Raw genomic sequence first — 25,946 nt, 5'->3', positions numbered from 1 at the left:
CTAGTAACATTGCCTACCATAATTACAGTAGTTATCGTCAAGCAGCTTTTGCTGGTAGACACGCACGTTATCCAATATCACATACCCTCGTTCGGCACTGTTATTGTTCTGCTTCATTCGAAACACAAGGTTCAACGCCGTTTCCCCCGGTCGCTTGCGCGCGGTGACAGTCACCTCTTCAGGCGTATCGTTGTCAATAAACCCAACATCTCGCCAGTCTGATGTCGGTTTTGAATCTGAGTTAGGCGGGCTTTGCGGGTCGTCGATATCGAACTTAATTTCAAATTTCGCGTCAGCAAGTTCACGCTGTCCAACATCAAAGCGGACTAGGTATCGCGTCCCTACCGGATCATTTGAAATATCTATCCTTCGCTCTGCACTTTGCCAGCTTGTCACACCACCGCTTAAATCGAATTTCAGCGACTTGCTACCTTGCATCACCTCGTTGGCATTATCGGTTATAGCGACATGACTACTTAACAACCAATCGCTACTGCCTTGCTCAAAATCACCATTCGTGAATGCTTGTTTCGCGCCAAAAGACTGCAGCCCCGTATTACCAAACACAAAATGACCGTTGCCTTCGGTCAGGTATTCAATATGCAGGTAATTAGCCCCTTTCGGTTGTTGGACAGCAAGACTTACAACGCGGTTTGCCCAATTGCCAAACACGTTGCTGCTTTCAACTCGGCTAGAAATGTCTATGTCAGCAGCGTTACCTGTGCTTGACCAACTTAAACGTAATCTTGCTTTACCGGCTTGGCCCTGTGGCTCAATGTACGTCGATACACGATACTCACTCCCTTCTGTTCCATAAGGTAAATGGACCGCTTGAGCTAAGGTTGTATTGCTCGTCAACGTTGCACCATTACCATAGATGCTGCCCCCACGCATCGCATTGCCTGATTGGGTTTGCCAGCCAACATCGACCTCTTGGTCGAAGTTAGGATTCTTGAAAATGACTTTCCGCTCATCCAATGGTGCCGTAATGTTGTGGATCCCAACCAGATCGTCTAGCTCTACCCAGTCACCTTGTGGGTCAACCACGTCGAAATCAGCGAAAACCTCACCGGTTGGCACGATAAACGGCGAACGATGATAGCCAAACTCTTCAGTAGTGCCATCGGACCGTATACCCGTTATTAACCTTGGTGTCATGGTCGAATAAAGCACCTGCTGCCGGCCTTGTTCGTTAAAACCAATCTGGACTTCAGGACGATAGAATGTATTTCTAAATTTCTGCACCACACCAGGTTGAATAGTTTCGGCGAGCCCGATTGCGCCATACCAAAAATCGGCAATACCCACGCTCATTTTGTTGTAATTGGGCATGTGGGCAGACCACCGCATTAACAAGTGCGAGTCTTGGTCTCCCGCGCTTCTCATGGTCTGGCGACGTCCGTCGCGGTAAGCCATATAGGCACCAATAACGGCATCGGTTTTCCCTAACTGGCCAAACCCACTCACCGCTGGGAAATGAATAAAATCATCAGGGTGATCGGTCGGACCGTCATTGTAGTAGTTGCCGTTCGAATTAGGACTATGACCGGCAGAGAATCCGGCAAAATACGTAAAGCCCAGCTCATCGGTTTCCGATTGGGTCAGCGCATAGTAGTTATTATTTTGTTCCGCCCACGACTTACCATGGAAGTGGTGGTCCAAAATAAGTGGTCCGCCCATGATGATAAACGCCGAGTGCGATGATTTAATCACTGGCTGATCTAGCAACTCGTAGTCATAGCGGAAGTTTTCTCTTTCATAGGTAAACTTGCCATAGTTACGTGTCGCGATGGGGTCTTGGGCTGCTGCAATATCACCGTACAACCAGGTCTCATTGGACATGAGGCGATTGAGGCGAACCGGGCCGAAGTCGTCTGAGTCCCATGTGATACGCTGCTCAGCACGCACTACATCCCCGGAACGCTGGAACACCTGCTGAAGGTATTTGGCGTAACGAACAATATTGTCATTATCCGGATACATTTCAGCCGCTTTGATAGCCGCAGGTAAGAACTTCATACTGATGTACACTTGATACTGCGGATTACTGGCGTTGATTGTCCCATCGCTGTTGTAGTTACGCACGAAGTGACCATCGACACTTTTTACCCCGCCCTTGCCATCCTCATGCAGGCCTGCATGGCGTTTAATCAAGAGTTCAACGTATTGCTCGATTTCAGGATCGTGCTCAACTTGATCGGCAACCATCAGCAAGTAAAGTGCCCAACCTACATTATCCGCAATGGGGCTCGTGTTGGGATTGCTATGCTCAAGTTTTCGGTGCAAAAAGCCTTCCGGCGAGGCAAAATTGCCGGACATGTCCGATGCGGTTAGCCCTTTGACGGCAGCGACATACTGCATAAGCTCATCTCGTGTCCATTCGTCAAAGCTTAACCGTTCATCGCTATTATCCCGCAACATATAAGCACTATCGTCGGCAAATAGCATTTGGCCATCTGCTGTTAGGCTGAAATCATGCCATTGGGTTTCTGATAATAGATACGGGGAAGGCGATAATTCACCACGACTGCGTACCTGCTCGATCGGCGAGAAAAGAAGGCCCGTTCGATCATCATAATCAAGGCTAATATACAGTCCTGCAGCTTCTGCATTGCCGAAAACACGGCTAAACGCAATGCCGGTAAGGTTGTCTTGCTGGAAAATACGCTGTGTTGATTGGCTCTGGTGGGGCAATTTATAAACGCTACTTGCCGTTTGTAAATACACATTGCCCGCTTCCATATCGATGGCTATATCCTGGACAGCCCCTGTCACTGCAACCTTATCAACGGCAAGCTGGCGATCATGCTGATCTACTTCAAACGCGGCATTGCGATCGGCATCAATCCGATAGACCGCTGAATCCCCCCCGACGAACAACTTCGATGAAAAGTAGTTCATACCGACACGCGCTAAGTGGCTTGCACCTTTTTTCTGTAGCGATAAGCGATGAAAAACGGTCAATGACTCCGTATTGGTATTGTACGCAACAATCGCATCATCCCGCTGTCCAGCTTCACTGTCACAGACCGCAAAGTAGAGAAAACGGCCAGATGGCGTTAACGTCATTCCACACAGCGCATTATCATGATTGAGGTTCATGTCAGGCAGCAGGTCTACAATATCAGCCGCTTCAATACGGTGTTTTAACGCCTGATGGACATCCCTTATCTCGATATTCAGCCCCGCTGGATCAGCAACCGCATAGCTGCCCGACACTTTCGCGGTCGCCACGCTTTGGCTACTTCCACCGTTAAAGGACCAAGAATTGATTGATACATCGGGAGATGGCCATTCTTCAGCTGGCGGTAACGTACCAGGCTTACCATTGCTCGAATCCCCTCCTCCTGAGCCCCCTCCACCACAACCTGCAATGGATGCAGCAAGTAAACTTACAGAAAATAGCTTTTTATAATTATTCGTGACCTTTATTTTCATTGTCACATTACCTCTTTGTTCACGCCCTATCCTCGCCAGCATGCCAATAGTGAGGCAATTGGTTATAACGCATGGTACCAAAAAAGCCTCCCGCCCTTTCAACGTACACACTGAAAAAACAGGAGGCCCCATCAATATTGCGCCAAAGTAATTTGCTGCGTAGGGATATTATATTTAACCAGCCGGCAGCCCTTAGGCCGCCGCCTAGAACGCACTACTTAAAACTATGGGGAAACAACTCTTCCAATGATGGATTTGGATGGCGGTCAAGGGGTTCATCACGCCACTCCTTCAGTGGTGGCACGCCATATTCATCCTGCAACTGAGCAAGACGGTGAATAAGACGCCCTACTTCTTCCTTGTAACGAGGATCGTCAATGGCATTGACCATTTCTGATGGGTCAGCTTCCAAATCATAAAACTCCCACTGGTCATCCGGATTGTAGAAATGGATCAACTTGAATCGTCCATCCGACACCCCATAATGGCGGGCAACATCATGAAACCCTGGGAATTCATAATAGTGATAGTAAAGCGCATCGCGCCAACCGCTATGACCTTGGCCAGAAAGCAGTGGCAGTAATGACTTCCCGTGTATATCCGCTGGGGTTTCAAGACCCGCGAGTTGAATGAATGTTGGCGCGTAGTCGATATTCTGAACCAACTCGTTGACAACCGTACCTGGTTTAATCACGCCAGGCAGCTGCATAACGAGCGGTGTAGAGAAAGATTCCTCATACATAAAGCGCTTGTCATAAAAGCCATGCTCACCAAGGAAGAAACCTTGATCGGAGGTATAAACAACCAAAGTGTTATCACTCAAGCCACTTTCCTCGAGGTAGTCAAGTACCTCACCAACACTCTCATCGACTGCGACGATGGTTGCTAGGTAGTCTTGCATGTAGCGCTGGTACTTCCACTCCGCCATCTGTTTTTCAGACCAGTTGGCTTCATTGGCATTCATGTAATCATTACGGGCTTGGTAAGCGTTATCCCATTCGGCACGCTGCTCATCGGTTAATCGTGCTAGCAAGTGCGGCCAAATATCTTTGCGCCATTCCCCCTCACCTTCTGCGACGGTCATTTTGATATCATGGCCATCCTGAGTGTGGTTCGCTATCGTCATTGTCTGCTTGCTTGCAGCCACCCGCCCTTCGTAACCATCAAAGAAGTTATCTGGCAACGGGAATTCTACATCTTCAAACAACTGAGTATGGCGAGGCGCTGGCATCCAGTTTCGGTGCGGCGCTTTATGGTGCATCAGCAGGGCAAAAGGTTTCGATTTATCTCGTCCTTTATCAAGCCAGGCTAAGGTTTTATCAGTGATCAAATCGGTGGTATAGCCCATTTCCATCTTCACACCGTCAGCGGTGATAAAATCAGGGTTGTAATATTCACCTTGGTCATTAAGAATTTCCCAATGCTCAAAGTTAAACCCATTTGGAATGCGGTTAATATGCCACTTACCAATCATGGCTGTGGCATAGCCTGAATCTTGAAGGGCATTTGGCCAGTTAAACTGGGTACCATCAAAGATCTGGCCATTATAGGTAAAGCCGTTTTCATGGCCGAATTTGCCAGTAAGCATTGCCGCTCGACTTGGGCCACAAAGGGAGTTCGTGACATAGGAACGTTGGAATTTAGCACCATTCGCTGCAATTCGATCGAGATTCGGGGTTGGGGCAAGCTTTGAAATAGGGTGACCGTAGGCGCTCAATGCCTGTACGGCATGGTCATCAGACATGATGAAGAGGATATTCGGTCGCTCTGGGCTGGCACCGGTCTCTTGCTCTGCCGCCACCGCAGAATTCACTAACGGCAGGGTAAACACACCCGCCACCAAACTTGATAACAGCGCTTTTTTCATAACGATTTCCTTTGAAAAAGCCCGTCAGTGACGGGCTAAAGAGTCTTACTTTTCAATAAGTTCAAAACTTGCTTTTTGGACGTTATCTGACGCGGTACCGACAAAGACATCAAACTTGCCAGCCTCCACTCCCCAGCTCATATCTGCGCGATAGAAAGCCAAATCTGCGGGCGTTAACGTGAAGGAGATAGTTTTCGTCTCCCCTTTGTCGAAATGCACTTTTTCAAAACCTTTCAACTCTTTGACAGGGCGAGTAATCGAACCCACATGCTGGCGGGTATAAAGCTGAACCACTTCCTCGCCGGCATAATCACCGTTATTGCTCACATCCACCGAAACCGTTAACTCTCCGTCAATGGAAAGCTCCTCGCTGCTTAGCTGAATATCCCCATAATCAAACTGGGTGTAGCTTAGGCCGTGGCCAAAAGCATAAAGTGGCGTATTGGGTGAGTCATCATAGCGGGACTTGTAATGCTCTTGGCGCTGATTCGGGTTATCAGCAAAGTAAGGACGTCCCGTATTTTTCTCGTTGTAGTAAATTGGCACCTGCCCAACAGAACGCGGGAAGGTCATAGGCAGCTTACCTGATGGCGTATAATCACCAGATAAAACATCAGCAATCGCATATCCGCCCATGGTTCCTGGATACCAAGCATGTAAAATTGCATCAACGTTTTCATCTGCCCAGCGCAAATCATTTGGACGACCACTCATGACCACCAAGACCATTGGCTTGCCAAGCTTCTTCAGCTCTTCCATCACCTGCTGCTGATTACCCGGCAGAGTCAATTCAGTGCGACTTGACGCTTCACCGGACATGCGCTGTTCTTCGCCCATCACCATCACAATCACATCCGACTTTTTCGCCGCACTGATCGCCCGCTTCATTTCTTTCTTCAACGATGAATCATCTGCGGTAATACGAGGAACACCAATTCCTTGTAATGCCTCTATATCGCCTTTATCCGTCACATAGGCATAGCTCGCACCTTGGGCATAATTTATTTTGACCTCTTTGCCAAAGCGCGCCTTCAAACCTTCCAGCACCGTTACAGGTTGTGTCTTGCGATCACCTGCTGCCGCCCAGTTACCAATCATGTCGAACTTACTGTCAGCCAATGGACCAATCAAAGCAATAGCGTTGATGTTGTCTTGCTTTAGCGGCAGAGTCTGTTTGTCATTCTTGAGCAGAACAAATGATTTACGAGCAACATCTCGCGTCGCTGCTAGGTTTTCTTGATTGAAGATTTCACGCTCGGCACGCGATTCATCATTGTAGCGGTATGGGTCCTCGAACAGGCCAAGGCGCCATTTCATTTCAAGGATCTGGCGAACAGCAGTATCAATTTTATCTTCTGATACTTTTCCTTCTGCAACCAACTCTTCAAGGTAATTGATATATAGCTGGCCAACCATATCCATATCAGCCCCGGCGTTGAAGGCAATTTCTGCTGCATGCTTCTCGTCGCGAGCATAGCCATGCGGAACCAATTCATTGATAGCGGTATAGTCGGTCACGACAAAGCCTTCAAACCCCCACTGATCACGTAAAATATCAGTCAACAGGCGCTTGCTACCGGTGGCAGGAATACCATTCAAATCGTTAAATGATGTCATGAATGTGGCAACACCGGCGTCGACCATTGCTTTAAATGGAGGCATCTGCGTGGTCCAAAGCTCATGCTCTGAGACGTCAGTAGTGTGATAGTCTCGTCCCCCTTGGGACAAACCATATCCGACAAAATGCTTCGCCGTTGCCATAATGGTATCTTCTTGGCTTAAGTCATCACCCTGGAAGCCTTCAACACGAGCGACCGCCATTGCTGTAGATAAAAAAGGATCTTCACCCGCAGCTTCAGACACACGCCCCCAACGAGGATCACGCACCAAGTCAGCCATCGGAGCAAACGTCCACATAATGCCATCAGCAGATGCTTCTCTTGCTGCAACACGGGCACTCAGTTTGACTGCATCTAAATCCCATGTTGCTGCCTCGCCAATAGATTGAGGAAAAATCGTTTTATGGCCATGAATAATATCGTGACCAACAATCAGCGGGATACCAAGGCGTGTTTCTTCAACAGCGATACGCTGAAGCTGGCGGCCGAAGTCGGCACCATAGGCATTAAAAATGGCACCAACCTGTCCATCTTTGATTTGCTGCTCGTAGGATTCATTAATAAAGGGACCTGTGACATTTCGAAAGCCGCTTTGCAAGTCAAGTTGCCCAACTTTTTCATTTAACGTCATCTGGTTAATCAGGCCACCAATGTAAGCGTCCATTTTCTCTTTGTCATCTTGCCAATGTGCCGAGGAAGCAGGCTCTGTGCGCTCAACATTAATCATGTCACTAAACATTGTTGAACTTGCCATTACATAACCACCCATTGTCATACTCAGCGCGAGCAAAGTCGGCTTAATCACTGTTTTCATACCATTCCCGAAAAATCTTAAAACCTATCTGGACGCTTTGTCCTACTTCAAAACAATCGCATCCAACCAGCTAAAAGGCCGTATCGTTTCGAATAGCAACCAAACATCAAAAAAATTAAAAATCAATAACTTGAAACCATAACAACCAAAACGAACAAGCATAAAAGCGCTACAGTCAAGCCTAAACAATACAATGGATACTAATTTAGTCGAATCATTTCGACAACTTTATATTTCCAAAAATGAGACCCAATACCCATTTAAGATTGCGTTCTTGGTTAGGTAGAAAATAAGTGGATAGCAGACACTGAGGTAAAGGGGGGTGATTTCGTCATCAAGCCAACATCGTATCCATCTTGGTTGCAAAATGCTTCTAGGCCAGTGACATGACCAAATTTCCCCCATAATCGACGCCTTAATGATAAAAATATAATGAACAGATTAAGAGCAAAATTCTAACGACCAGTTTAATTAAACGTATAAATACGTATTATACAAATCGATTAAACATATCTAACTCAATTTAAACTTATCGGAGACAGAGGAAATATGACAAAAATAAAAGATTAATAAAACAACAAGATAGAACTGAAACCATTATAAAACGATGAAATTAAAACATTATCGACAATAAAAAATATCCTTTAGAACATTATTTCAACAAAAATCTCATTCCGAATGCGGGACCAATATATTCATACCCGCTATTCTTTCTAAGGCATTCACAATTCCCTTTTACGTTAATCTTTAAAGCAAACTTAACCAACCATAAAAAACGGCAGCTAATTGCTGCCGTTTTCCATTATATAAATAATAAGATATCCAAGTAACATCAAGGTACTAGGCTCAGCGGAAATGCCTAGGATGTGAGCCTTTCTCCCGGTTCTATTTGTGCGAAATCGTTTGTTGTTTTAACGTTTTCTCTCCGCTCCTTGAGGCGTGCAAGTACGGCAATTCGCTCACGCTCACCATCCGTTGGCATGGTGCTATAAAAGCTAGCAAAATACGCATCCATCAATTGGCTGCATGCTTTCTTCACATCAGGCTTAGCGTTTGCCCAAGCCCTAACAACGGCTTGATGATCTCTTTGCTCCAGTGCTGCTCGAAGACTATTATCAGCCTTTGTGAACATGCTCTTAGCCTTTAACCCATTAAGCTGCTTATGAGCCTTATATAGACGCTGAAGCGTAACCAGCCACAACACACTGACAATCAGTGTGGCATAGCGCCAATAATCACCATCAACTGTTTCATCAGTATCCGTAACCTGCAGTGCCAGCGTTTGAGTCTGGTTCGGCAGTATATTCAGCCCCAGCCCGTCAATCGATGCCACGGCCATATGGTTACTGCCAGTATCAAACCAAGGTATTGCAATAGCCGGTATTTCAAGTAACCCCTCTGAGCGCGGAACAATAACCTGTCTAAGCGTCATACTCATGCCGCTGCCATAAGCCTCAAATTTCGGCTGCTCGCTATAAACATTGACATTGTCTGGATAATCAACGCTCAGCTCAGGAAATGAGTCAATACTGCTACCATCAATAGACAAAGTAAGAGTACGGGTAATTGAATCACCAACCTGGAAAACCGACGCGTCGGTTGACCACTGCTGCCCTAATGTTACCTTGCTGGACGGCAACCACCGTCCCTTGTAGTTGTCGGGAATAGGGCGGCTTTCCAGAATAACGGGATTCGACCAATTCCTTACTCGACGACGGGTGCCGTCGTCATTAACGGCGACATGCGTTAATGAAGCACCATCCAATGGCAATCGGCCAATTTGCTCGGTAGAGAGAAAAAAGCGGTAGGTTGATATTCTGAATTCATCATCACCAACAAAGTAATATTCATGATCTTGCCCTGCTCGTCTCACCGTCACCGCATCACCGCTTGGTGGATTCACCCTGGAGAAATGCACATCAGCACGAGATTCTACCGTGAGCACATACTCTGCCTCTGTTTGGGGGTAGACCACGTCTCGCTTCAGCTCCGCAGTGAGGCTTATCAGATCATCCAGCGATGAGTGGTTTCGCACATCTGAAGCCATGACTGCCGGTGTCATTGCCAAGCTACATAGCAAGAGCACTATTCTTCTAATCATATTTCACTACCACTCAATCTCGGTTTGTTCTGAAGGTTGTTTCTGCTCTGCCTGCAGCAGCAATAAGTTTCTCAGCAGGAAGGTACGATCATCTTGGATCTGAGTAAGGCGGTTTAGCACGGGGTTGATCTCACCGAGTTCACTCAACTGGTGGCGAATCGCCTCCATGTCTTCTTCCGTTGGCGTACCGAAATCGATATCTATGTCGCCGGCCGTAAATTTATCAGCATCATATTCACCTGATTCGCCAAACTGCTGCTGAGGTGGATGAGGCTCTCCCCCGCCGTCATCGGAAAACTGGGGTTCATCAGCATTGCCGTCTTCTGATTGACTGGCTCCAGTCTGTTCGCTGGCACCTTGCTGATCGGATTCATTTTCAGTATCGGGATCAGTTTCTAGATTATCCTGTCCGCCTTCTTGCTCTTCATCAGCATTTTCATCTCGCTCTTGATCGCCATCACCTTCACTGTTTTCCTGATCATCGGTATTTCCATTATCGCCCGCTTCACCTTGTTGCTCTTGGCTTTCTTGGGCCAAAAGGGCTTCTTCAACCAATCCAAGGTTCCGCTGCGCTCCTTGATGGGTCGGATCTCGCTCAACCACTGCGCGGTACTTTTGGGCGGCATCTTCCAGTCGCCCCAATTTTGCCAATGCATTACCGTGATTGTAATCGCTACTGCCGTCTGCCACTTGTGAAAAGGCTTCAACAGCACTTTGGTAGTCACCAGCTTCATAGAACGCCACGCCTTGCCATAGCGGATCACTAAAGGCATAGGCAGCATCAACGTAACGTTGTTGCTGGTAGTAACCATAACCATGACGATCAGTATTTTTCCATAGCTGACTTAAGCCAGCCGCTTCCACTTGGGACACAGGCAGTAACAACACCAGTCCTACCGAATAGACAGCGCCACGACGGAATGCCAACAGTAAAATGCCCGCTAATGGCCACAGTAACCAATAACCATCATTAATAAACTGTGCCGATAAACTGTCTGATTGCTCGCGTAACTCACCGACAGTACGGAGCTTTTGTAGAAAAGACTGCAGTTGCTCAATATCACTTTGTGAATGCTGGTAGGTGACGGCGATCCCGCCAGTTTGAGCAGCCAACTCCCTGAGCCGTTCAGGCACAAGTCGGGACACGACTGGCTGCCCATCATTGCCGAGGTACGGCGTTCCGTCCCCACGGTATATTGTTGCCCCTTGGGGGGTACTGATGCCATAAGTCGAAAGGGAATAATGCGTACCAGCTAGCAGGGCCTCAATGGCTAAACTCTCAGCTTCACTGATCCCCGATGTCACCAATAAAATATCACCGTAGCCAAACAGGGCTTGATCCAATAGTTTTATCGCCTCCTTCACACCGGCGGCGGCATTTTTTCCCTTCGTTGGCATGACTTCTGGGGACAAATGCTCAATGTGGGCCAAAACGGTATTATTGTCATGGGTTAAGGGGCTGATGGTGTACCCTTCATTCGAATAAGCAACTAGGCCGGTGTACCCTTCATCGAGCAACTTGATCAAGTCTGTCGTTTTGTAAAATGCTTGCTGAAAGCGATTGGGCGAGATATCCGTGGCGCTCATCGCTTTGGACATATCCATCACCACGACCCGCGCTCGTTCAAGTTCAGAATGCGGCCTATCCTGTTCACGCCAATGCGGACCCGCCATTGCCAACATGGCGAGTAGCCAAGCCACTATAAGCCATGAGCGGATGCGGTTTTGCGATTTGCCTGTTTGTTTGAGTAGATGAGGGGCAATCAACCCCTGTTGCTGTCGACGACGATCCACCCAGTAGATGGCTGGCACTACAAATAAACCCAGCAACCACATCGGCGATAAAAAACTAACCATATTGCCTCCGGTGAACAGCCAATAAGGCGATAAAGACCAGTACGGTCAATAATGGGTAATGGAATAAGTCATACCGTGGCTGCCACGTTTGCTCAGCATCAGAAATCGGCTCTAGGCCATCAATCAAAGAGTACACCTCGGCGAGTTCCTCACGGTTACGGGCCCTGAAATATTGCCCGCCAGTGAGTTCGGCAATCTCTGTCAGTAATTTTTCATCCAAATCCCAAGCGGGATTGGTTTCATGCAGCTCGCCAAAGGCGTTTTCTACCAACATCGATTCAGCGCCGAGGCCAACACTGTAAATGGTGACGTTGCTTTCTTTGGCCAGCTCAGCGGCAGCCATCGGTTCTACCGCCCCTATCGTATTGCTGCCATCGCTCAACAAAATCATAACTCGCTGAGGCGCTTCACTGTCGATAAAGGTCTTGGTCGCTATCGCGACCCCTTCACCTATGGCCGTCATATACCCCACCAGTCCCAGTACCAATTGATTGATCTGTTGCTCCAGGTTGCGAATATCCAATGTCAGTGGCGTATGCAGATAGCCATGATCGGCAAACAAGACCAAGCCCAGCCGATCTCCCTCACGGCGACGGACAAAGTCCACCAGCACACTCTTCATTGCCGTCATTCGACTGATGGGCTCATCATTGCCGCTATTCATATCTTCAATATCCATTGAGCCTGATAGGTCAACGACAAGCATGACGTCACGGTGCTCCATCGGAACACTGATCGGTTCGCCAAGCCAAACCGGCCTCGCCAAGGCGATAACCATGCATAGCCAAGCCAGAAGAAGCAGCACCATTGGCAATTTATTGGAATGAACACTATTGCTGAGCTCATCGGGAAGACGGCCTAACTGGAGCAAGGTTGCTGGCTGCTGCTCAGCCACGAACCGACGCACAAGCCAAGGGAGGGGTAAAAGCAGCAATAAAGCGGCATAATCAAACGCTATCATCTTCCCTCCGGCTGACACTGCATAATCCATGATCGGCTTGCTGTGATAAAGGCATCCCAATCGCTGGGATCAATAGGCTGGCCCCGGTACAGACCTGCAGACCATTGAGATTGAAGCGGTAAAAAAAGAGGGGTGGCGTTTTGTCTATCCAACCATTTGAGCCATGCATCACCGGTTAGCCCTGCGATTTGATCTCGTGGGTAATAGGTTAGGGCTACGCGCCTTAACAAGCGGTCCAGTGCCGGAAGGTTTGGCTCGCTCTCCAACGTATCAAGCAGCATTAACGCTTTTCGTCTTAGCCTTCCTTTGAGGTAGCGATAGAGCGACCAGCCCAGAACAAGCACGGCCATTGCACCCAGGATCAGCCACGCCGATAACGGTAGCGGCCACCAACTCGGCTCGGCCGGAATATCTAATGGTGCCAAGTTTAATCCGCTATCCACGTATACCTCCAAGCTGATCCAATAAAGGCTTACCTGCCGATACGTGGTAAACCGGGGACCGAAGTTGATTGGAGAGCGCCGTTAGGCGTTGCTGGTGACGCTCAAAATCATGACGTAGCGAGGCCAACGTTGATTTACGCCCGAAACTCACCTGCAATGAGCGACGGTGATCGCCTAGCCAAAAGCGGCCTCGATATGCCGTTTCACCCTGCTCAATAGGGTCAAAAACATGCAGAAGCCTTAAATGATTGTGTTGTGCCAGTTGTTTCAATCGCTGTTCAGCACCGTCTGACAACTGATTAAAATCGCTGATAACAATGAGATCACTCCCTTTCGGGCATAGCCGATGTAACTGACTCATTGCCGTTAAAAATGTGTCGCGGCTTTGGTTTTTACCCGTTTCGAGAGTTTGCTCATGGACACGCTTTATCGCATTGACGATTTGCAGTGGCCCTTGCTGGCGTGCGGTGGGGGGACAATCGACAACTTGCTCCCCGCCAATCACAACAGCACCAACCCGATCTTTTTGCGCGACGGTTAACCAGCAAATTAAGCTGGCTATATGAGCAGCTTGAACCGATTTATATAAAAGCTGGGTGCCATATTGCATCGTAGACGATAAATCGACAGCCACCATTACCGGACATTCTCTTTCTTCGGTGTAGAGTTTGGTATGTGGCTTTCCTGTTCTTGCCGTTATCCGCCAATCGATTGATCTGACATCATCCCCTTTTTGATAAGGGCGAACCTCAGCAAAATCCATCCCTCGCCCTTTTCCCGTACTATCGTGGTGGCCGCTTAGATAGGACCAGATACTGCGAGCAGGAGGAAGCCAGCGCACTGACTGTTTTTGATAGTGCAACAGCTCTGCCAGCGACAAATGAATACCATCACTATGAGCAGGCAGGATCATGCGCTGGTTACCCATGTCAGTAGCTTTTTAATGATCACATCATTATCGATACCTTCTGCCTGCGCCTCATAGCTACGTAACAATCGATGGCGCAGCACCGGGTATGCCATGGTCATGACATCATCAGGAGTGACGAAATCACGCCCAGCTAACCACGCATGTGCGCGGGCGCAGCGATCCAACGCCAGCGTCGCTCGCGGGCTGACTCCCATCTGCAGCCAACTTGCCAACTGGTCGTCGTACCGTTCTGGAGTACGTGTTGCCATCACCAAACGGATGATATATTGCTCAATTTCTTCAGCCATATAAAGTTCAAGCACTTGTTGGCGTGCAGTGAAAATATCCCGCTGTGATAAATGTACCGGATCTTCACTTTTCACCCCCAACGCCTCACCGCGATTCAGGCGCAGGATCGCCAACTCACTGTCACTGTCGGGATATTCAACTTGAAGTTGTAACAAGAAACGGTCGAGCTGCGCTTCAGGAAGCGGGTAGGTCCCTTCCTGCTCAATCGGGTTTTGGGTTGCCATCACCAAAAACAAATCAGGCAATGAATAGGTTTGCTTACCGACCGTTATTTGCTTCTCTGCCATCGCCTCCAGCATCGCGGACTGCACTTTTGCCGGAGCACGGTTGATTTCATCAGCCAGCACTAGCGAATGGAAGATCGGACCTTCCTGAAAATCAAAGCTGCCGGTTTCAGGTCGGTAGATATCGGTACCGGTTAAATCGGCCGGTAGTAAGTCAGGGGTAAACTGCATTCGCTGGAAGCTGCCTTCAATACAATCAGCAAGCACTTTTACCGCACGCGTCTTTGCCAGCCCTGGCGGACCTTCCACTAAAATATGGCCATCCGCCAACAGCGCAATCAGCAGCTGTTTAACCAAGTCAGGCTGACCGATCACCTGTGATTGAAGATAACGATTTAGAGACTGGAAAGTATCTGTTAGCGAATGAACTGGCATCGGGGACCTCTAAAGGAATCAAAAATCGAAACGTTTATACTACTTTCGGCAAGAGTATCAATTTATCTGTCGAGGTGTAGCGTGAAAAATCAGATAATGTGAATGTAATCTCACTATTCAATCGGTGTAAACCCTGTAATAGCGAGTAGTTAGAAGTTAATTGTTACTGTCATGTTTATAGCGGATCAACCCAAGAATAATAATTTAAACATTTCTACTAAAAACGCTACAAAACGGCCTTGACGTTCTTAGCAGTACTATCGAAACACCACTTTGAATTAACGCATCGTGGTAAATAACATCTACCGCTAGAAGGTTACAGCCTGTTCGATATCATGATCCTATTCACCGCCATTTTCCTTGGGATTGGGGGAATAATCCTGATCTGTGGTTGGGTATTACATTACCAATCAAACCGGCTTCATAAAATCCACCTTGCATTAAACGCTCGGTAGATAAAAGCCCAGAGTACATGACGTACTCTGGGCTTATAGCAACCTCAAAAGTCACCGATAAACTAGTTATGTAGATTGAAGTTGCGCCACAGTCGGAGTGGAAACACCGGCCGAACGGTGTTGCCATTTATCGACCACCAAGGCGGCAATCAAATCACCCTCCACGTTCACAGCAGTACGGAATGTGTCCAGTGGGCGCTCGATGATCAACAAAATCGCTATTGCTTCTAATGGAATACCAGCAGCCAACAATACCAACTGCATACCGGACATGGATCCAGAAGGCATTCCCGGCGCGCCGACAGATGACACCATCGCCATGATAAATATCATGATCATTCCGGTCGTAGTGAGGTCTATACCAAACAACTGTGCCAGGAAGATAGCGGCAACACCTTCAAACAGTGCCGTACCGTCCATATTCATTACCGCACCTAGCGGCAGTACCATACTGCTGGTACTCTGCGATACGCCTAGTTCTTCTTCCGCACTTCGCATCGCCAGTGGCAGGGCCGCCGTACTTGATGATGTTGCAAACGCCATCGCCATCGGTGCCGAAATTGCTTTAAACAATGTGGTAAAGCGGATCCCCGTCGCGACTTTGGCAATCGTGGGCAACACCACCGCGCCGTGAACCACAGTAAGAACAAAAACTAGCAGGGCGAACAAGGCAAGCTGGCCAAACAATGACTCCCCGCCTCGAACTGAAAACTCAAACACAATCGCAAAGACGGCCACCGGTGACAGACGGACAATCCCGCGCACCATGGTGTTGACCCCTTTGCTCAGCCCACTGAGTACCTCAAAAAGCGGGTGCTTGCTTGGCAGTGACGACAGCAGTGCAACACCTAACAAGAATGAGAAAAGCACTATGGCTAACAAGTTGCCATCAGCTAACGCGGCAACTGGGTTAATCAGCGCCATATTCAACAACTTTGCGGCAATTGCATTGCCATCAGCCGCCTCTTCACTGATCAGCCTGACACCATCTGCAACAGGAGCAAACTCGGTCAAAGGCTGCCATGCCGGCATCAGCAACGAGGCACCCAAACCTAGGCTAATCGCGATAAACGTAGTAAAGCTGTAGAACAGCAGTGTGCTTGTGCCCAATTTCCTCAACCGGACCGTCGAACCAATGTTGGTAATACCTTCCAACAGCGACAGCATAACAACTATGCCCACCACCATTTTCAGCAGCCCAATATAGCTGGTCTTGCCCAGCATCAGTAGCTGGTACCAGCCCTGTTGTGCAATATCGGCCGTCTCAGAAAAAGTTAAAGCAAAAAGCCAGGCCATCAGTGCCGCCAGCAATAGCTGCAACGGCAATGAGCGACGAAGTTTAGTCCACATCGTTGTTGTTCCGATTTTAATCATTTTAAGATGTTGTATACTCAAGCAGCATAAGCGCTTGGGTGTACTGATGCTGCAAAGAAGCGACGCTGCCTCTCTGCGGGCAAGACAATTTAAGAAAGGTTGCCTTTGTAGTAAGGGTTCAGGGCACACTTAATGCGTTTTAATACCACCAGCGCCGTTACCCGTCCCCAGCCAAACAGCACTCTTTGGTGCAGGCGGAAAATGGTGTCGTACAAGTTGCGGACAAAGCGTCCCTTTAGTACCACTTTGTCATTCATTAGCGCGCCCACCGCATAATCATGACCGACAGCAATGACCATACCGCCATCATTAAAGATAAATGGCTTCATCGCCTTACCTTTTAGTAATCGCTTGAATTGCTGGGCTAAGTGACCTGCAGCCTGATTGGCTGCCTGGGCTCTAGGCGGAACAAATGAGCCATCTGGTTGCGGGCATTCTGCACTGTCCCCCAGCACAAAAATACGGCTATCAAGGGTCGATTGCAGGTTGGCACCCACTTTTAGCTGGTTTAAACGATTAGTCTCCAGCCCATCGAGTTGTGTCAACCACTCTGCACATTTAATACCGGCTGCCCATACTTGTACGTCTGCGGTAATACTCTCACCCTCTGCAGTGACTAATTTCCCCTCTTCCGCACGTTGCACGCGGGTATTGGTACGTACTGTTATGCCTTGCTTTGAGAGTGCTTTTTGCACTTTCTCTGACATGCATGCAGGACCTGCTGGCAACACACGTTCAGAAGCTTCAATCAATGTAATTTCCAACTCCGCACCATGGCGGTAGCGCTTCAGCTTGTCACTGACCTTGGCCAGTTCAGCAGCAAGTTCCACGCCCGTTGCACCAGCCCCAACAATCGAGATACGGTGCTTGCCTTCCATACTCAGTAGCGGGTTAATTTGCTGCCACGCCGACTGAGCCTGCTCTGAAGAGTCAAGGAACAGGCAATGTTCGCTGACACCCGGAGTCTTGAAATCATTGCTAACAGCCCCTACCGCGATAACCAAGTAGTCATATTGCATGAGAAACTCTAGCCCACGCGTATCACGTAGTTGTAGCGTTTTGGCTGCTCGGTCCAACCCAGCCATTGAGGCCTGGATATATTGATAATCATTACATGCAGAGTGCTGCAAGTAACTCACCGCATCCAATTCGGCATCAAATGTACCGGCAGCAATTTCATGTAAACGGGGCTTCCAATAGTGGTGTGATGACGGCTCGACCAATACAATTTCATGCTTAGCTTTGCGACCAAAGCTTCGTCCCAGGCGAGTTACCAGCTCTAGGCCTGCGGCACCGCCTCCCACAACAACAATTTTAGACATAGTGTGCTCCACCATTGATTGTGTCGTTCTTCGACACAACATAATTCTGATAACTCGTCTTAGCAGCGAGTATTGATTTGATGGGGTGTATTATATTGATACGAACAATGATGATAATCCTGCAAAACGGCAAATTACTATTACCTATAAGTAACAATAAACAGCAGGCATAAAAAAACCGCCGAGCAAAAGCAGGGCGGGAAAAGCAGTACATACAACAAAATTTAACGAGATAGCGGCACCCTCGTTAGAGGGCACCAATCTTAAGCGAGCGAATACGAAAAGGGGGTTACTTGTCGAAGTGAAGAACAGTACGAATACTCTTGCCTTCGTGCATGAGTTCAAACGCTTCATTCACATCTTCAAGCGCCATCGTATGGGTGATGAAATCATCAAGTTTGAATTCACCCTTCATGTAACGCTCTACGTACTCAGGAAGCTCAGAGCGACCTTTCACACCACCGAATGCTGATCCACGCCATACACGTCCCGTTACCAATTGGAACGGACGGGTAGAAATTTCCTGGCCAGCACCAGCTACACCGATCACAACAGATTCACCCCAGCCTTTGTGGCAACACTCAAGTGCCGAACGCATTACGTTGATGTTACCGATACACTCGAATGAGTAATCAACACCACCGTCAGTCATCTCTACAATGACATCCTGGATCGGCTTATCGAAGTTCATTGGGTTCACACAATCTGTGGCACCGAGTTTACGAGCCAGCTCAAACTTGCTTTCGTTAATATCGATTGCAATGATACGGCTCGCTTTGGCCATCGCAGCACCAATAATCGCTGATAGACCAATACCACCTAGGCCAAAGACAGCAACTGTTGCGCCTTCTTCCACTTTAGCGGTGTTCATTACCGCGCCCATACCGGTGGTAACACCACAGCCAAGCAGACAAACCTCTTCGAGAGGTGCTTCCGGGTTGACTTTCGCCAATGAGATTTCTGGCAATACTGTGTATTCGGAGAACGTCGACGTCCCCATGTAATGAAAAATAGGCTGACCATCTTTAGAAAAGCGGGTTGTACCGTCAGGCATCAGGCCCTTGCCCTGTGTTTCACGAATTTTCTGGCACAGGTTGGTTTTACCCGACTTACAGTACTTACACTCACCACACTCTGGCGTGTAAAGGGGGATAACATGATCACCGACCTGAACACTGGTCACGCCTTCACCGATAGATTCGACAATACCGCCGCCTTCATGGCCAAGGATACAAGGGAAGATACCTTCAGGATCATCACCGGATAGTGTGAATGCGTCGGTATGACAAACGCCGGTAGCAATCATGCGGATACGCACTTCGCCTTTTTGCGGCGGCATCACATCAACTTCTTCCATTGATAGTGGCTGACCTGGCCCCCAAGCAACAGCAGCGCGTGATTTAAGTGTTTGTGCAGTCATGTCTTTTTCCTATCTATAGTCTTACATAATTCGTTGCGAACGGTGTTTGCCGTTCTGATGGGGTGTATTATATTGACTTTAGATATGATGATAATCAGGTTAAATTGCAAATTACCTTTACACGCAGGTAATAATAAATCGATATCCTACGGAAAAGTTCACTTACCGCCTTACTTGTCCCTATCTCGAGACTAGCCCAGTGTCGAAACTAGCCCTGTGTCGAGACTAGCAACCTCACGCCAAACAACCCGAAAAGGCTTGCGGCAAGCCGGCTAAACCACTTACGGACCGGTTTACTTGCCGACAGTTTGCGGCTCATTGATGACGACGCCCAAGCGATAAAATGGCACCAGATCATTCCGGTAAAATTGAAAATCAACCCGAGAACCAGAAAAGCCAGGGCTTTGTTCTCACTTGCTCCAGAGATAAATTGGGGCATAAAGGAGAGGAAAAATAGCGCTACCTTCGGGTTAAACACATTGGTGATTAGCCCTTGGGTGTATATGCTCATTAATGATTTCTTTTTCGATTCAATTGACTTTGATTCTTTAGACGTCGACTCCCCCTGCGATTGACTGTCTTTGAACATGCAAATCGCCATATAAATCAGGTATACGCCGCCGACAATTTTCACGATGGTAAAAGCAGTCGCCGACGTTGATAGAATTGCCGACAAGCCTAGCGACGCTGCAACGATGTGGACAAATATCCCGGTGCCGATACCAAGCGCAGCAGCCGAGCCCGCCCTAAAGCCCTGACTCGCTGCCCTACCGGCAATTAAAATAGAATCAGGCCCGGGGATCATGTTAAGTACAATCCCAGAAACCACAAACAACCACAGATTTTCTATCCCGAACACTGCCTCAACTCCTCTTCCTTGTAATATTTGTTCGTTATTAACCGGCTAGCAGAAGCTAGATTTTACTCAGATGACTTTTGACGATAACTGACCACTCAGCTCATCGATATCAATGAGATCTACCTCTCTACCCAGTACCCGCTTGTATCGTATCAACTCGACAACTGGGATCGTTGGCACTTCAACGCCCAAATAGCTACCAACAACTGACTGAGAAAAATCCGTGCTAAGTTCAACCCATTCACCCTTGCCTGCTGCTTTGATTTTGGTGCCGGGAGACAATCCAACTTCGATTTTCTGCCCCTTATATATCAACTGGAAATATTCCAAATCCCATGAGCCTTCAATATAGTGGGTTAAGGGCTTAGAAATATAACTACTCATCAATGGCAGGATTTTATTGGCGTCAGCTTTACTAATATAGAGATCAATATCCGCCACCTCCCTGCTACCACCATGAATGGTTGCGGCAAGACCGCCGACTACCTGGAACTGCACCTGCTGCGAATCGAGTATATCCTTTAACCACACCAGTGCATGTTTTACTTTTTCGCTCATCCTAAACCTTCCTGTCGGCAACTCCATGTGCTTGGATTCAGTATCTATAGCTAGGACAGACAAAGCAAGAATTTGCCTTCCTACTGGCTATCTTGATTAGTGCCATATTACATATAAATGAACTGTCGATAGAGCTCATCTAGTTGAACTCGGATTTCATTGATCTGCTGTTCATCACAGGCGTCTACGGCCGCAAGCAGGTGCTGCTCTTTTGCGGTGATCTGCTGGCACAAGACAGATAAGTTTTCACAAAATGTCACCGAGTGAGTCCGTTGTTCTTGTGGTGCAGCTTGCTCTGACGCCTGCTTACGCAAAGATGACTTAGGCGTGATCCCATGGGTTTGATTAAAGAGCACTTGACGCTGCCTGCGGCTGCTTGATTCATTGATTGCCTGCTGCATGGCAGGGGTCATTTTATCAGCATATAAAATAGCCTTGCCGTTAGCGTTGCGAGCAGCCCGTCCGATTATTTGGATCAGAGCCTGTACCGAGCGTAAGAACCCCGCATGATCCGCATCGAGGATAGCCACGAGCGAAGCCTCTGGAATATCTAATCCTTCGCGCAACAAGTTAATGCCGATCAAGACATCAAACTCCCCTGCACGCAACCCATTGATGATATCGACCCGATCTGCGGTTTTCACATCAGAATGTAAATAGCGAACTCGGATCCCCTTCTCAACCATAAAGTCATTAAGATCCTCAGCACTTTTCTTCGTCAGCGTGGTGACGAGTACCCGTTCATTCTTTGCTACCCGCTGCGAGATCTCCCCCAGTAGATCATCGATATGATCCACTGACGGCCTTACCTCCACCTCAGGATCAAGCAGGCCGGTAGGACGAATGATTTGCTCAATCGCCTCCCCCTTTGAACGATTCAACTCATAATCACCGGGCGTCGCCGACACAAAGATGGTTTGAGGTTTGATTTTTTCGAACTCTTTAAAGCTCAAGGGCCGGTTGTTCTTCGCCGACGGCAAGCGAAAGCCATAATCAATCAAGGTTTCTTTACGGCTTTGGTCCCCCCGATACATAGCTGAAATTTGCGGTACCATCACATGGGACTCATCAATAAATAGCAAGCCATCCTTCGGTAAGTAATCAAGCAGCGTCGTCGGTGGCAAGGCTGGATCTCGGTCATTTAGGTAGCAGGAGTAGTTTTCGATCCCGGAGCAATAGCCTAGCTGCTGCATCATTTCGACATCACTCATGATACGCTCATACAAGCGTGCCGCTTCAACAAGGCGGTTTTCGCCGTTAAGCTCGGCAACCCGCTCTTCCAGTTCACGAAGTATTTCTGTACTGGCCGTTTGGATCTTTTCTCGCGGTGTAGCATATAAGGTTTTTGGCGATACAAAATAATGATCAATTTCACCAAGTTGTTTTTCGGTTAGAGGATCTATCCACTGCAGGCTCTCTACTGTGCTATTCACTAACCCAACCCGGATCGCTTTGTACTCAGAGTCTGCCGGGAAGATATCGACCCAATCGCCATGAACTCGGAATGTTGCCCGTTCAATAGTGCGCTCACAGCGGCTATATTGCAGACGCTCTAAACGGCGAATAAAATCGTCCAGCCCTATCTGTGTTCCCACCCTAAGAGGTATTTGCAAAGCGCGATAGTCATTGGGATCTCCCAAGCCATATACCGATGAAACGGATGCAACCACAATAACATCTCGACGTTCAATCAAGGATTTGGTGGTCGATAGACGTAATCTTTCAAGGTGTTCATTGATCGCTGAGTCTTTACGGATAAAACGATCACTGGCCGGAATATAGACCTCTGGCTGGTAGTAATCGTAATAGGAGACGAAGTACTCCACGGCATTTTCAGGAAAGAAATGCTTCATTTCGCTATACAGCTGTGCCGCCAAGGTTTTGTTATGGGCAAGTATCAAGGTAGGGCGCTGCACACGGTGAATCACATTGGCCATGGTGAACGTTTTCCCTGAACCAGTGATCCCCTGCAGCGTTTGGTGTGTTGCACCATTCTCCAAGCCAGAGATCAGCCGTGCTATTGCTTCAGGCTGATCACCCGATGGTGGATAGTTGGAATGCAAAATGAATGATCCCTTCGCCATGATAAAGCCCCTAATCTAATTTCGACACGTTAAGTATACTTGCTCACCCGCTCACATAACGGGGTGATAAAAGATGGAAGCAAGCAGGATCAGTGCCCTGCTTCTTCGTCCTGCCCCAAACCAAGGAATTTTAATCCTAGGCTCAATAGAAGAATGGATGCGGGTAAAACTAATATATTCCAGCTCAGGTTATTGAAATTAACCAACACCAGCTCTAAGAACTTCACAAACAAAATCACAATAATGACTTCAGCAAGAATATTCTTTAAATGGCCAATATTCGGGGTTTTGATCCATTTCAATACCTGTGTACTTTTCTGCTCATCGGCTGTTTTATCCGAGATAAACAGGGTAAATACACCGTGAGAGAAAATGAACAAGACCAAGGCAACCAAGAAGGTATCTAGGGATTTGATCAGGTAGCTAATGGCAATATCCGCTTTGTCGAGGTGCATTAGCTCAGCTTGAGGTGCTGCATTGAAGATGAAAACATCAAAGGCAGAATACGCTTTCGACGCACCGATCATGATCAGTAGCATCGACCCCAGCATAGAACACAGGATCACGATCCAGCCAATGTAGCGGAAGTTATTAAAAATCGTTTTTTTCATGTCGGCCCCTCTTTTTGATGAGGCCATTTTACTTATTACTCAAAAGCGAACAATACAGGAAAAATGCAAATAATCATTACACACCAGTAATAATATTCAGTATGAGCTTGATTCGGCTACCTCCTCAGAAGGTTGGCCCCCTAATTCACCACAAAGCCCAACCAATCTTGGTAACGTTAGAGACTTAGGCGCTCGCACTTTCCCGCGAGCGCGCATCCCGAGATCGCCAGCGCCGCTGATCGATTCAATTTATTGCACCAATAAAAAAAGCCAAGTCGGTGACCCTACTTGGCTTTTTTCTATGCGGCTAGTTCGGCTTCAGCAATTACTTGGCCAGGAAAGCTTCTAGCTCTTCGCTGCCACCGATATGCTTACCGCCGATGAATACCTGCGGTACCGTGCTACGACCTGAGATGGCGCGCAGGCTAACCGTTGTTGCATCTTTACCAAGGACAACTTCTTCATAGTTAAGTCCTTTGTCGATCAAATTCTGCTTCGCTTTGGTACAGAACGGGCAACCAGGCTTAGTAAATACCGTGATTGATTCTTGTAATTTTTGCTCTGGAGCGATGTACTTCAGCATAGTATCAGCATCAGAAACGTTGAACGGGTCGCCTGGCTCATCGTTTTCGATAAACATCTTCACCACCACGCCATCTTTAACTAGCATGCTATAGCGCCATGAACGGTCACCAAAACCAAGGTCATTTTTTGCAACTAGCATACCCATACCCTTCGAGAACTCACCGTTACCGTCTGGGATGAAAGTGATGTTTTCTGCTTCTTGGTTATCTTTCCATGCGTTCATTACAAAGGTATCGTTAACAGAAACACATAGGATGTCATCAACACCGTGCTCAGCAAATACTGAAGCTAACTCGTTGTAACGAGGCAGGTGGCTAGAAGAACAAGTCGGGGTGAATGCGCCCGGCAATGAAAAGACGATAACGGTTTTGTTTGCAAAAAGTTGTTCCGTTTTTACGTCTACCCACTGGTCGCCTTGGCGAGTGTGGAACGTGACCTGTGGTACGGCTTGACCTTCTTTAGATTCGAACATAATCAATTCCTTAAATTTTTCTAAGTCGCTGTTGCAACTGGAGGCTCATCATCATTGCTCCTTGTTGATGAGTTCATTATGCCACTTTAAGAAAATAGGTCACGCTGATTACATTGATTGATTCAATAGATAAAATCTATCGAAAGAAACAGGCCGTTGGCGACCTTTCATTGAACCGCAGATATAAAAAATGCCGGCCATAGCCAGCATTTTCTTAAGCAAAGTCTTCTACTTATAAAGCAACGACATTCGCTGCTTGAGGGCCCTTTTGACCCTGTTCAGTTTCAAAAGAAACTTTTTGGCCTTCTGCGAGCGTTTTGAATCCCTCAGAAGCGATAGCACGGAAATGAACGAATACGTCAGCACCGCCGTTATCCTGAGTAATAAAGCCAAAACCTTTCTCTTCGTTGAACCATTTTACGATACCAGTACTTGAATTAGACATATGATGCCCCTTATAAAAAATCGTTAATAAATAAGCCGCCAACATGCGACAGACTAAGCTGTTGAATTATTTAATGTGACGTTAAATATAAGGGAAACTCTGAGGTACAAAACGGTAACGTAGATGTAGCTAAAGGTTTAACTTGTACTTGATGTTGCATTTAATAACTCTCTGAACAACAGAGCGAGAGAGATAATAACACCTGTACATTTTTTGTACAGTTTAATTTTCAACCCCACTTGAGAAAGCGTTGGCAGAAACGACCTTTCCGTGTTCTGTATTGCATGTACGTTAGGGGGTGGCCACATCTTTGCTTGCCAATGTACGTCCTGATGAAACCAGCAGTCTTGAAGCAAGATCCTCTGGCTGGGTTTACGTTACTCGTTGAATCTTCATCATTCTTACGGGTGCACCCAATGCAAAAAAACCAACATTTTCTGCTGGGGTTTTTCTAATTTGGCGGAGTGCTCTGGGTATGGTGGATTTACTTCGCCCTGCGGGCCGTTGCTTTAAAACGCCTTCGGCTAGCAACGTTGTCTCGCTTCGCTCGGCTGAACCCAGTCTAGGCTTCTTCACCCTATCCCTTTCTTTGCCAGACTACAGATGCAAAAAAGCCAGCAATTAAGCTGGCTTTTTCTAATTTGGCGGAGAGATAGGGATTTACTTCGCCCTGCGGGCCGTTGCTTTAAAACGCCTTCGGCTAGCAACGTTGTCTCGCTTCGCTCGGCTGAACCCAGTCTAGGCTTCTTCACCCTATCCCTTTCTTTGCCAGACTACAGATGC

General features: G+C 47.6%; 18 protein-coding genes and 1 other RNA gene. All 19 read right to left on the bottom strand.

Features of this window, described 5'->3' with window-relative positions; translation table 11 throughout:
• The 19 genes from C9I99_RS10685 to C9I99_RS10595 all read right to left on the bottom strand — a co-directional run bounded on the left by C9I99_RS10685 (window position 1) and on the right by C9I99_RS10595 (window position 25,935).
• Window positions 1-3,438 (bottom strand): hypothetical protein, encoded by a 3,438-nt coding sequence (locus tag C9I99_RS10685; protein ID WP_107348874.1) that lies wholly within the window; start codon window positions 3,436-3,438, stop codon window positions 1-3.
• A gap of 214 nt (window positions 3,439-3,652) precedes the next feature.
• Window positions 3,653-5,305 carry a sulfatase family protein gene (locus C9I99_RS10680; protein WP_107348873.1) on the bottom strand — a complete coding sequence of 551 codons (1,653 nt, stop codon included), beginning with the start codon at window positions 5,303-5,305 and terminating at the stop codon, window positions 3,653-3,655.
• Between the two features lie 45 nt (window positions 5,306-5,350).
• Window positions 5,351-7,738 carry a beta-glucosidase BglX gene (gene bglX, locus C9I99_RS10675; RefSeq protein WP_107348872.1) on the bottom strand — a complete coding sequence of 796 codons (2,388 nt, stop codon included), beginning with the start codon at window positions 7,736-7,738 and terminating at the stop codon, window positions 5,351-5,353.
• 859 nt (window positions 7,739-8,597) lie between these two features.
• Window positions 8,598-9,839: a BatD family protein gene (locus C9I99_RS10670; RefSeq protein WP_107348871.1), complete on the bottom strand. Its 1,242-nt coding sequence runs from the start codon at window positions 9,837-9,839 to the stop codon at window positions 8,598-8,600.
• A 6-nt stretch (window positions 9,840-9,845) separates the two neighbouring features.
• Window positions 9,846-11,696 (bottom strand): VWA domain-containing protein, encoded by a 1,851-nt coding sequence (locus C9I99_RS10665; protein WP_107348870.1) that lies wholly within the window; start codon window positions 11,694-11,696, stop codon window positions 9,846-9,848.
• Window positions 11,689-12,657, bottom strand: a complete 969-nt coding sequence (locus C9I99_RS10660; protein ID WP_107348869.1) for a VWA domain-containing protein — start codon at window positions 12,655-12,657, stop codon at window positions 11,689-11,691. Before C9I99_RS10660 ends, C9I99_RS10665 begins: the two co-directional genes overlap by 8 nt.
• Complete coding sequence (locus C9I99_RS10655; RefSeq protein ID WP_166645403.1) at window positions 12,654-13,100, bottom strand: DUF4381 domain-containing protein; 447 nt, start codon at window positions 13,098-13,100, stop codon at window positions 12,654-12,656. Before C9I99_RS10655 ends, C9I99_RS10660 begins: the two co-directional genes overlap by 4 nt.
• Window positions 13,093-14,028, bottom strand: a complete 936-nt coding sequence (locus C9I99_RS10650; RefSeq protein ID WP_107348867.1) for a DUF58 domain-containing protein — start codon at window positions 14,026-14,028, stop codon at window positions 13,093-13,095. The genes C9I99_RS10655 and C9I99_RS10650 overlap by 8 nt, the downstream gene beginning before the upstream one ends.
• Window positions 14,010-14,978 (bottom strand): AAA family ATPase, encoded by a 969-nt coding sequence (locus tag C9I99_RS10645; RefSeq protein WP_107348866.1) that lies wholly within the window; start codon window positions 14,976-14,978, stop codon window positions 14,010-14,012. Before C9I99_RS10645 ends, C9I99_RS10650 begins: the two co-directional genes overlap by 19 nt.
• A 521-nt stretch (window positions 14,979-15,499) precedes the next feature.
• Window positions 15,500-16,783: a dicarboxylate/amino acid:cation symporter gene (locus tag C9I99_RS10640; protein ID WP_107348865.1), complete on the bottom strand. Its 1,284-nt coding sequence runs from the start codon at window positions 16,781-16,783 to the stop codon at window positions 15,500-15,502.
• A gap of 113 nt (window positions 16,784-16,896) precedes the next feature.
• Complete coding sequence (locus tag C9I99_RS10635) at window positions 16,897-18,129, bottom strand: NAD(P)/FAD-dependent oxidoreductase (protein WP_107348864.1); 1,233 nt, start codon at window positions 18,127-18,129, stop codon at window positions 16,897-16,899.
• Window positions 18,130-18,418: 289 nt separating this feature from the next.
• Window positions 18,419-19,549: an S-(hydroxymethyl)glutathione dehydrogenase/class III alcohol dehydrogenase gene (locus C9I99_RS10630; RefSeq protein ID WP_107348863.1), complete on the bottom strand. Its 1,131-nt coding sequence runs from the start codon at window positions 19,547-19,549 to the stop codon at window positions 18,419-18,421.
• Window positions 19,550-19,757: 208 nt separating this feature from the next.
• Entirely contained in the window at window positions 19,758-20,408 is a 651-nt protein-coding gene (locus C9I99_RS10625) for a LysE family translocator (protein ID WP_107348862.1), read from the bottom strand.
• Window positions 20,409-20,474: 66 nt separating this feature from the next.
• Complete coding sequence (locus C9I99_RS10620; RefSeq protein ID WP_107348861.1) at window positions 20,475-20,966, bottom strand: MazG-related protein; 492 nt, start codon at window positions 20,964-20,966, stop codon at window positions 20,475-20,477.
• Between the two features lie 107 nt (window positions 20,967-21,073).
• Entirely contained in the window at window positions 21,074-23,050 is a 1,977-nt protein-coding gene (uvrB, locus tag C9I99_RS10615) for an excinuclease ABC subunit UvrB (RefSeq protein WP_107348860.1), read from the bottom strand.
• 89 nt (window positions 23,051-23,139) lie between these two features.
• Window positions 23,140-23,661, bottom strand: a complete 522-nt coding sequence (locus C9I99_RS10610) for a YqhA family protein (RefSeq protein WP_107348859.1) — start codon at window positions 23,659-23,661, stop codon at window positions 23,140-23,142.
• A 325-nt stretch (window positions 23,662-23,986) separates the two neighbouring features.
• Window positions 23,987-24,718, bottom strand: coding sequence for a glutathione peroxidase (locus tag C9I99_RS10605; protein WP_107348858.1), 732 nt, complete (start codon window positions 24,716-24,718; stop codon window positions 23,987-23,989).
• A gap of 232 nt (window positions 24,719-24,950) precedes the next feature.
• The gene (gene cspE, locus C9I99_RS10600; protein WP_107348857.1) at window positions 24,951-25,163 is read right to left on the bottom strand and encodes a transcription antiterminator/RNA stability regulator CspE; all 213 of its coding nucleotides are present in this window, start codon (window positions 25,161-25,163) and stop codon (window positions 24,951-24,953) included.
• A gap of 642 nt (window positions 25,164-25,805) precedes the next feature.
• Window positions 25,806-25,935, bottom strand: a non-coding RNA gene (locus C9I99_RS10595) — RtT sRNA.
• Window positions 25,936-25,946: the final 11 nt, after the last annotated feature.

Origin of the sequence: Photobacterium lutimaris, assembly GCF_003025555.1 — a bacterium.
Taxonomy (GTDB): Bacteria; Pseudomonadota; Gammaproteobacteria; order Enterobacterales; family Vibrionaceae; genus Photobacterium; species Photobacterium lutimaris.
Note: the sequence above shows the minus strand (reverse complement) of the source record. Positions and strands in the feature narration are given on the sequence as shown.

What these genes read in the sequence shown, in the direction of transcription:
- C9I99_RS10685 (WP_107348874.1), bottom strand. Translation starts at nt 3,438, where the DNA reads ATGAAAATAAAGGTCACGAATAATTATAAAAAGCTATTTTCTGTAAGT.
- C9I99_RS10680 (WP_107348873.1), bottom strand. Translation starts at nt 5,305, where the DNA reads ATGAAAAAAGCGCTGTTATCAAGTTTGGTGGCGGGTGTGTTTACCCTG.
- bglX (WP_107348872.1), bottom strand. Translation starts at nt 7,738, where the DNA reads ATGAAAACAGTGATTAAGCCGACTTTGCTCGCGCTGAGTATGACAATG.
- C9I99_RS10670 (WP_107348871.1), bottom strand. Translation starts at nt 9,839, where the DNA reads ATGATTAGAAGAATAGTGCTCTTGCTATGTAGCTTGGCAATGACACCG.
- C9I99_RS10665 (WP_107348870.1), bottom strand. Translation starts at nt 11,696, where the DNA reads ATGGTTAGTTTTTTATCGCCGATGTGGTTGCTGGGTTTATTTGTAGTG.
- C9I99_RS10660 (WP_107348869.1), bottom strand. Translation starts at nt 12,657, where the DNA reads ATGATAGCGTTTGATTATGCCGCTTTATTGCTGCTTTTACCCCTCCCT.
- C9I99_RS10650 (WP_107348867.1), bottom strand. Translation starts at nt 14,028, where the DNA reads ATGGGTAACCAGCGCATGATCCTGCCTGCTCATAGTGATGGTATTCAT.
- C9I99_RS10645 (WP_107348866.1), bottom strand. Translation starts at nt 14,978, where the DNA reads ATGCCAGTTCATTCGCTAACAGATACTTTCCAGTCTCTAAATCGTTAT.
- C9I99_RS10640 (WP_107348865.1), bottom strand. Translation starts at nt 16,783, where the DNA reads ATGTGGACTAAACTTCGTCGCTCATTGCCGTTGCAGCTATTGCTGGCG.
- C9I99_RS10635 (WP_107348864.1), bottom strand. Translation starts at nt 18,129, where the DNA reads ATGTCTAAAATTGTTGTTGTGGGAGGCGGTGCCGCAGGCCTAGAGCTG.
- C9I99_RS10630 (WP_107348863.1), bottom strand. Translation starts at nt 19,549, where the DNA reads ATGACTGCACAAACACTTAAATCACGCGCTGCTGTTGCTTGGGGGCCA.
- C9I99_RS10620 (WP_107348861.1), bottom strand. Translation starts at nt 20,966, where the DNA reads ATGAGCGAAAAAGTAAAACATGCACTGGTGTGGTTAAAGGATATACTC.
- uvrB (WP_107348860.1), bottom strand. Translation starts at nt 23,050, where the DNA reads ATGGCGAAGGGATCATTCATTTTGCATTCCAACTATCCACCATCGGGT.
- C9I99_RS10610 (WP_107348859.1), bottom strand. Translation starts at nt 23,661, where the DNA reads ATGAAAAAAACGATTTTTAATAACTTCCGCTACATTGGCTGGATCGTG.
- C9I99_RS10605 (WP_107348858.1), bottom strand. Translation starts at nt 24,718, where the DNA reads ATGTTCGAATCTAAAGAAGGTCAAGCCGTACCACAGGTCACGTTCCAC.
- cspE (WP_107348857.1), bottom strand. Translation starts at nt 25,163, where the DNA reads ATGTCTAATTCAAGTACTGGTATCGTAAAATGGTTCAACGAAGAGAAA.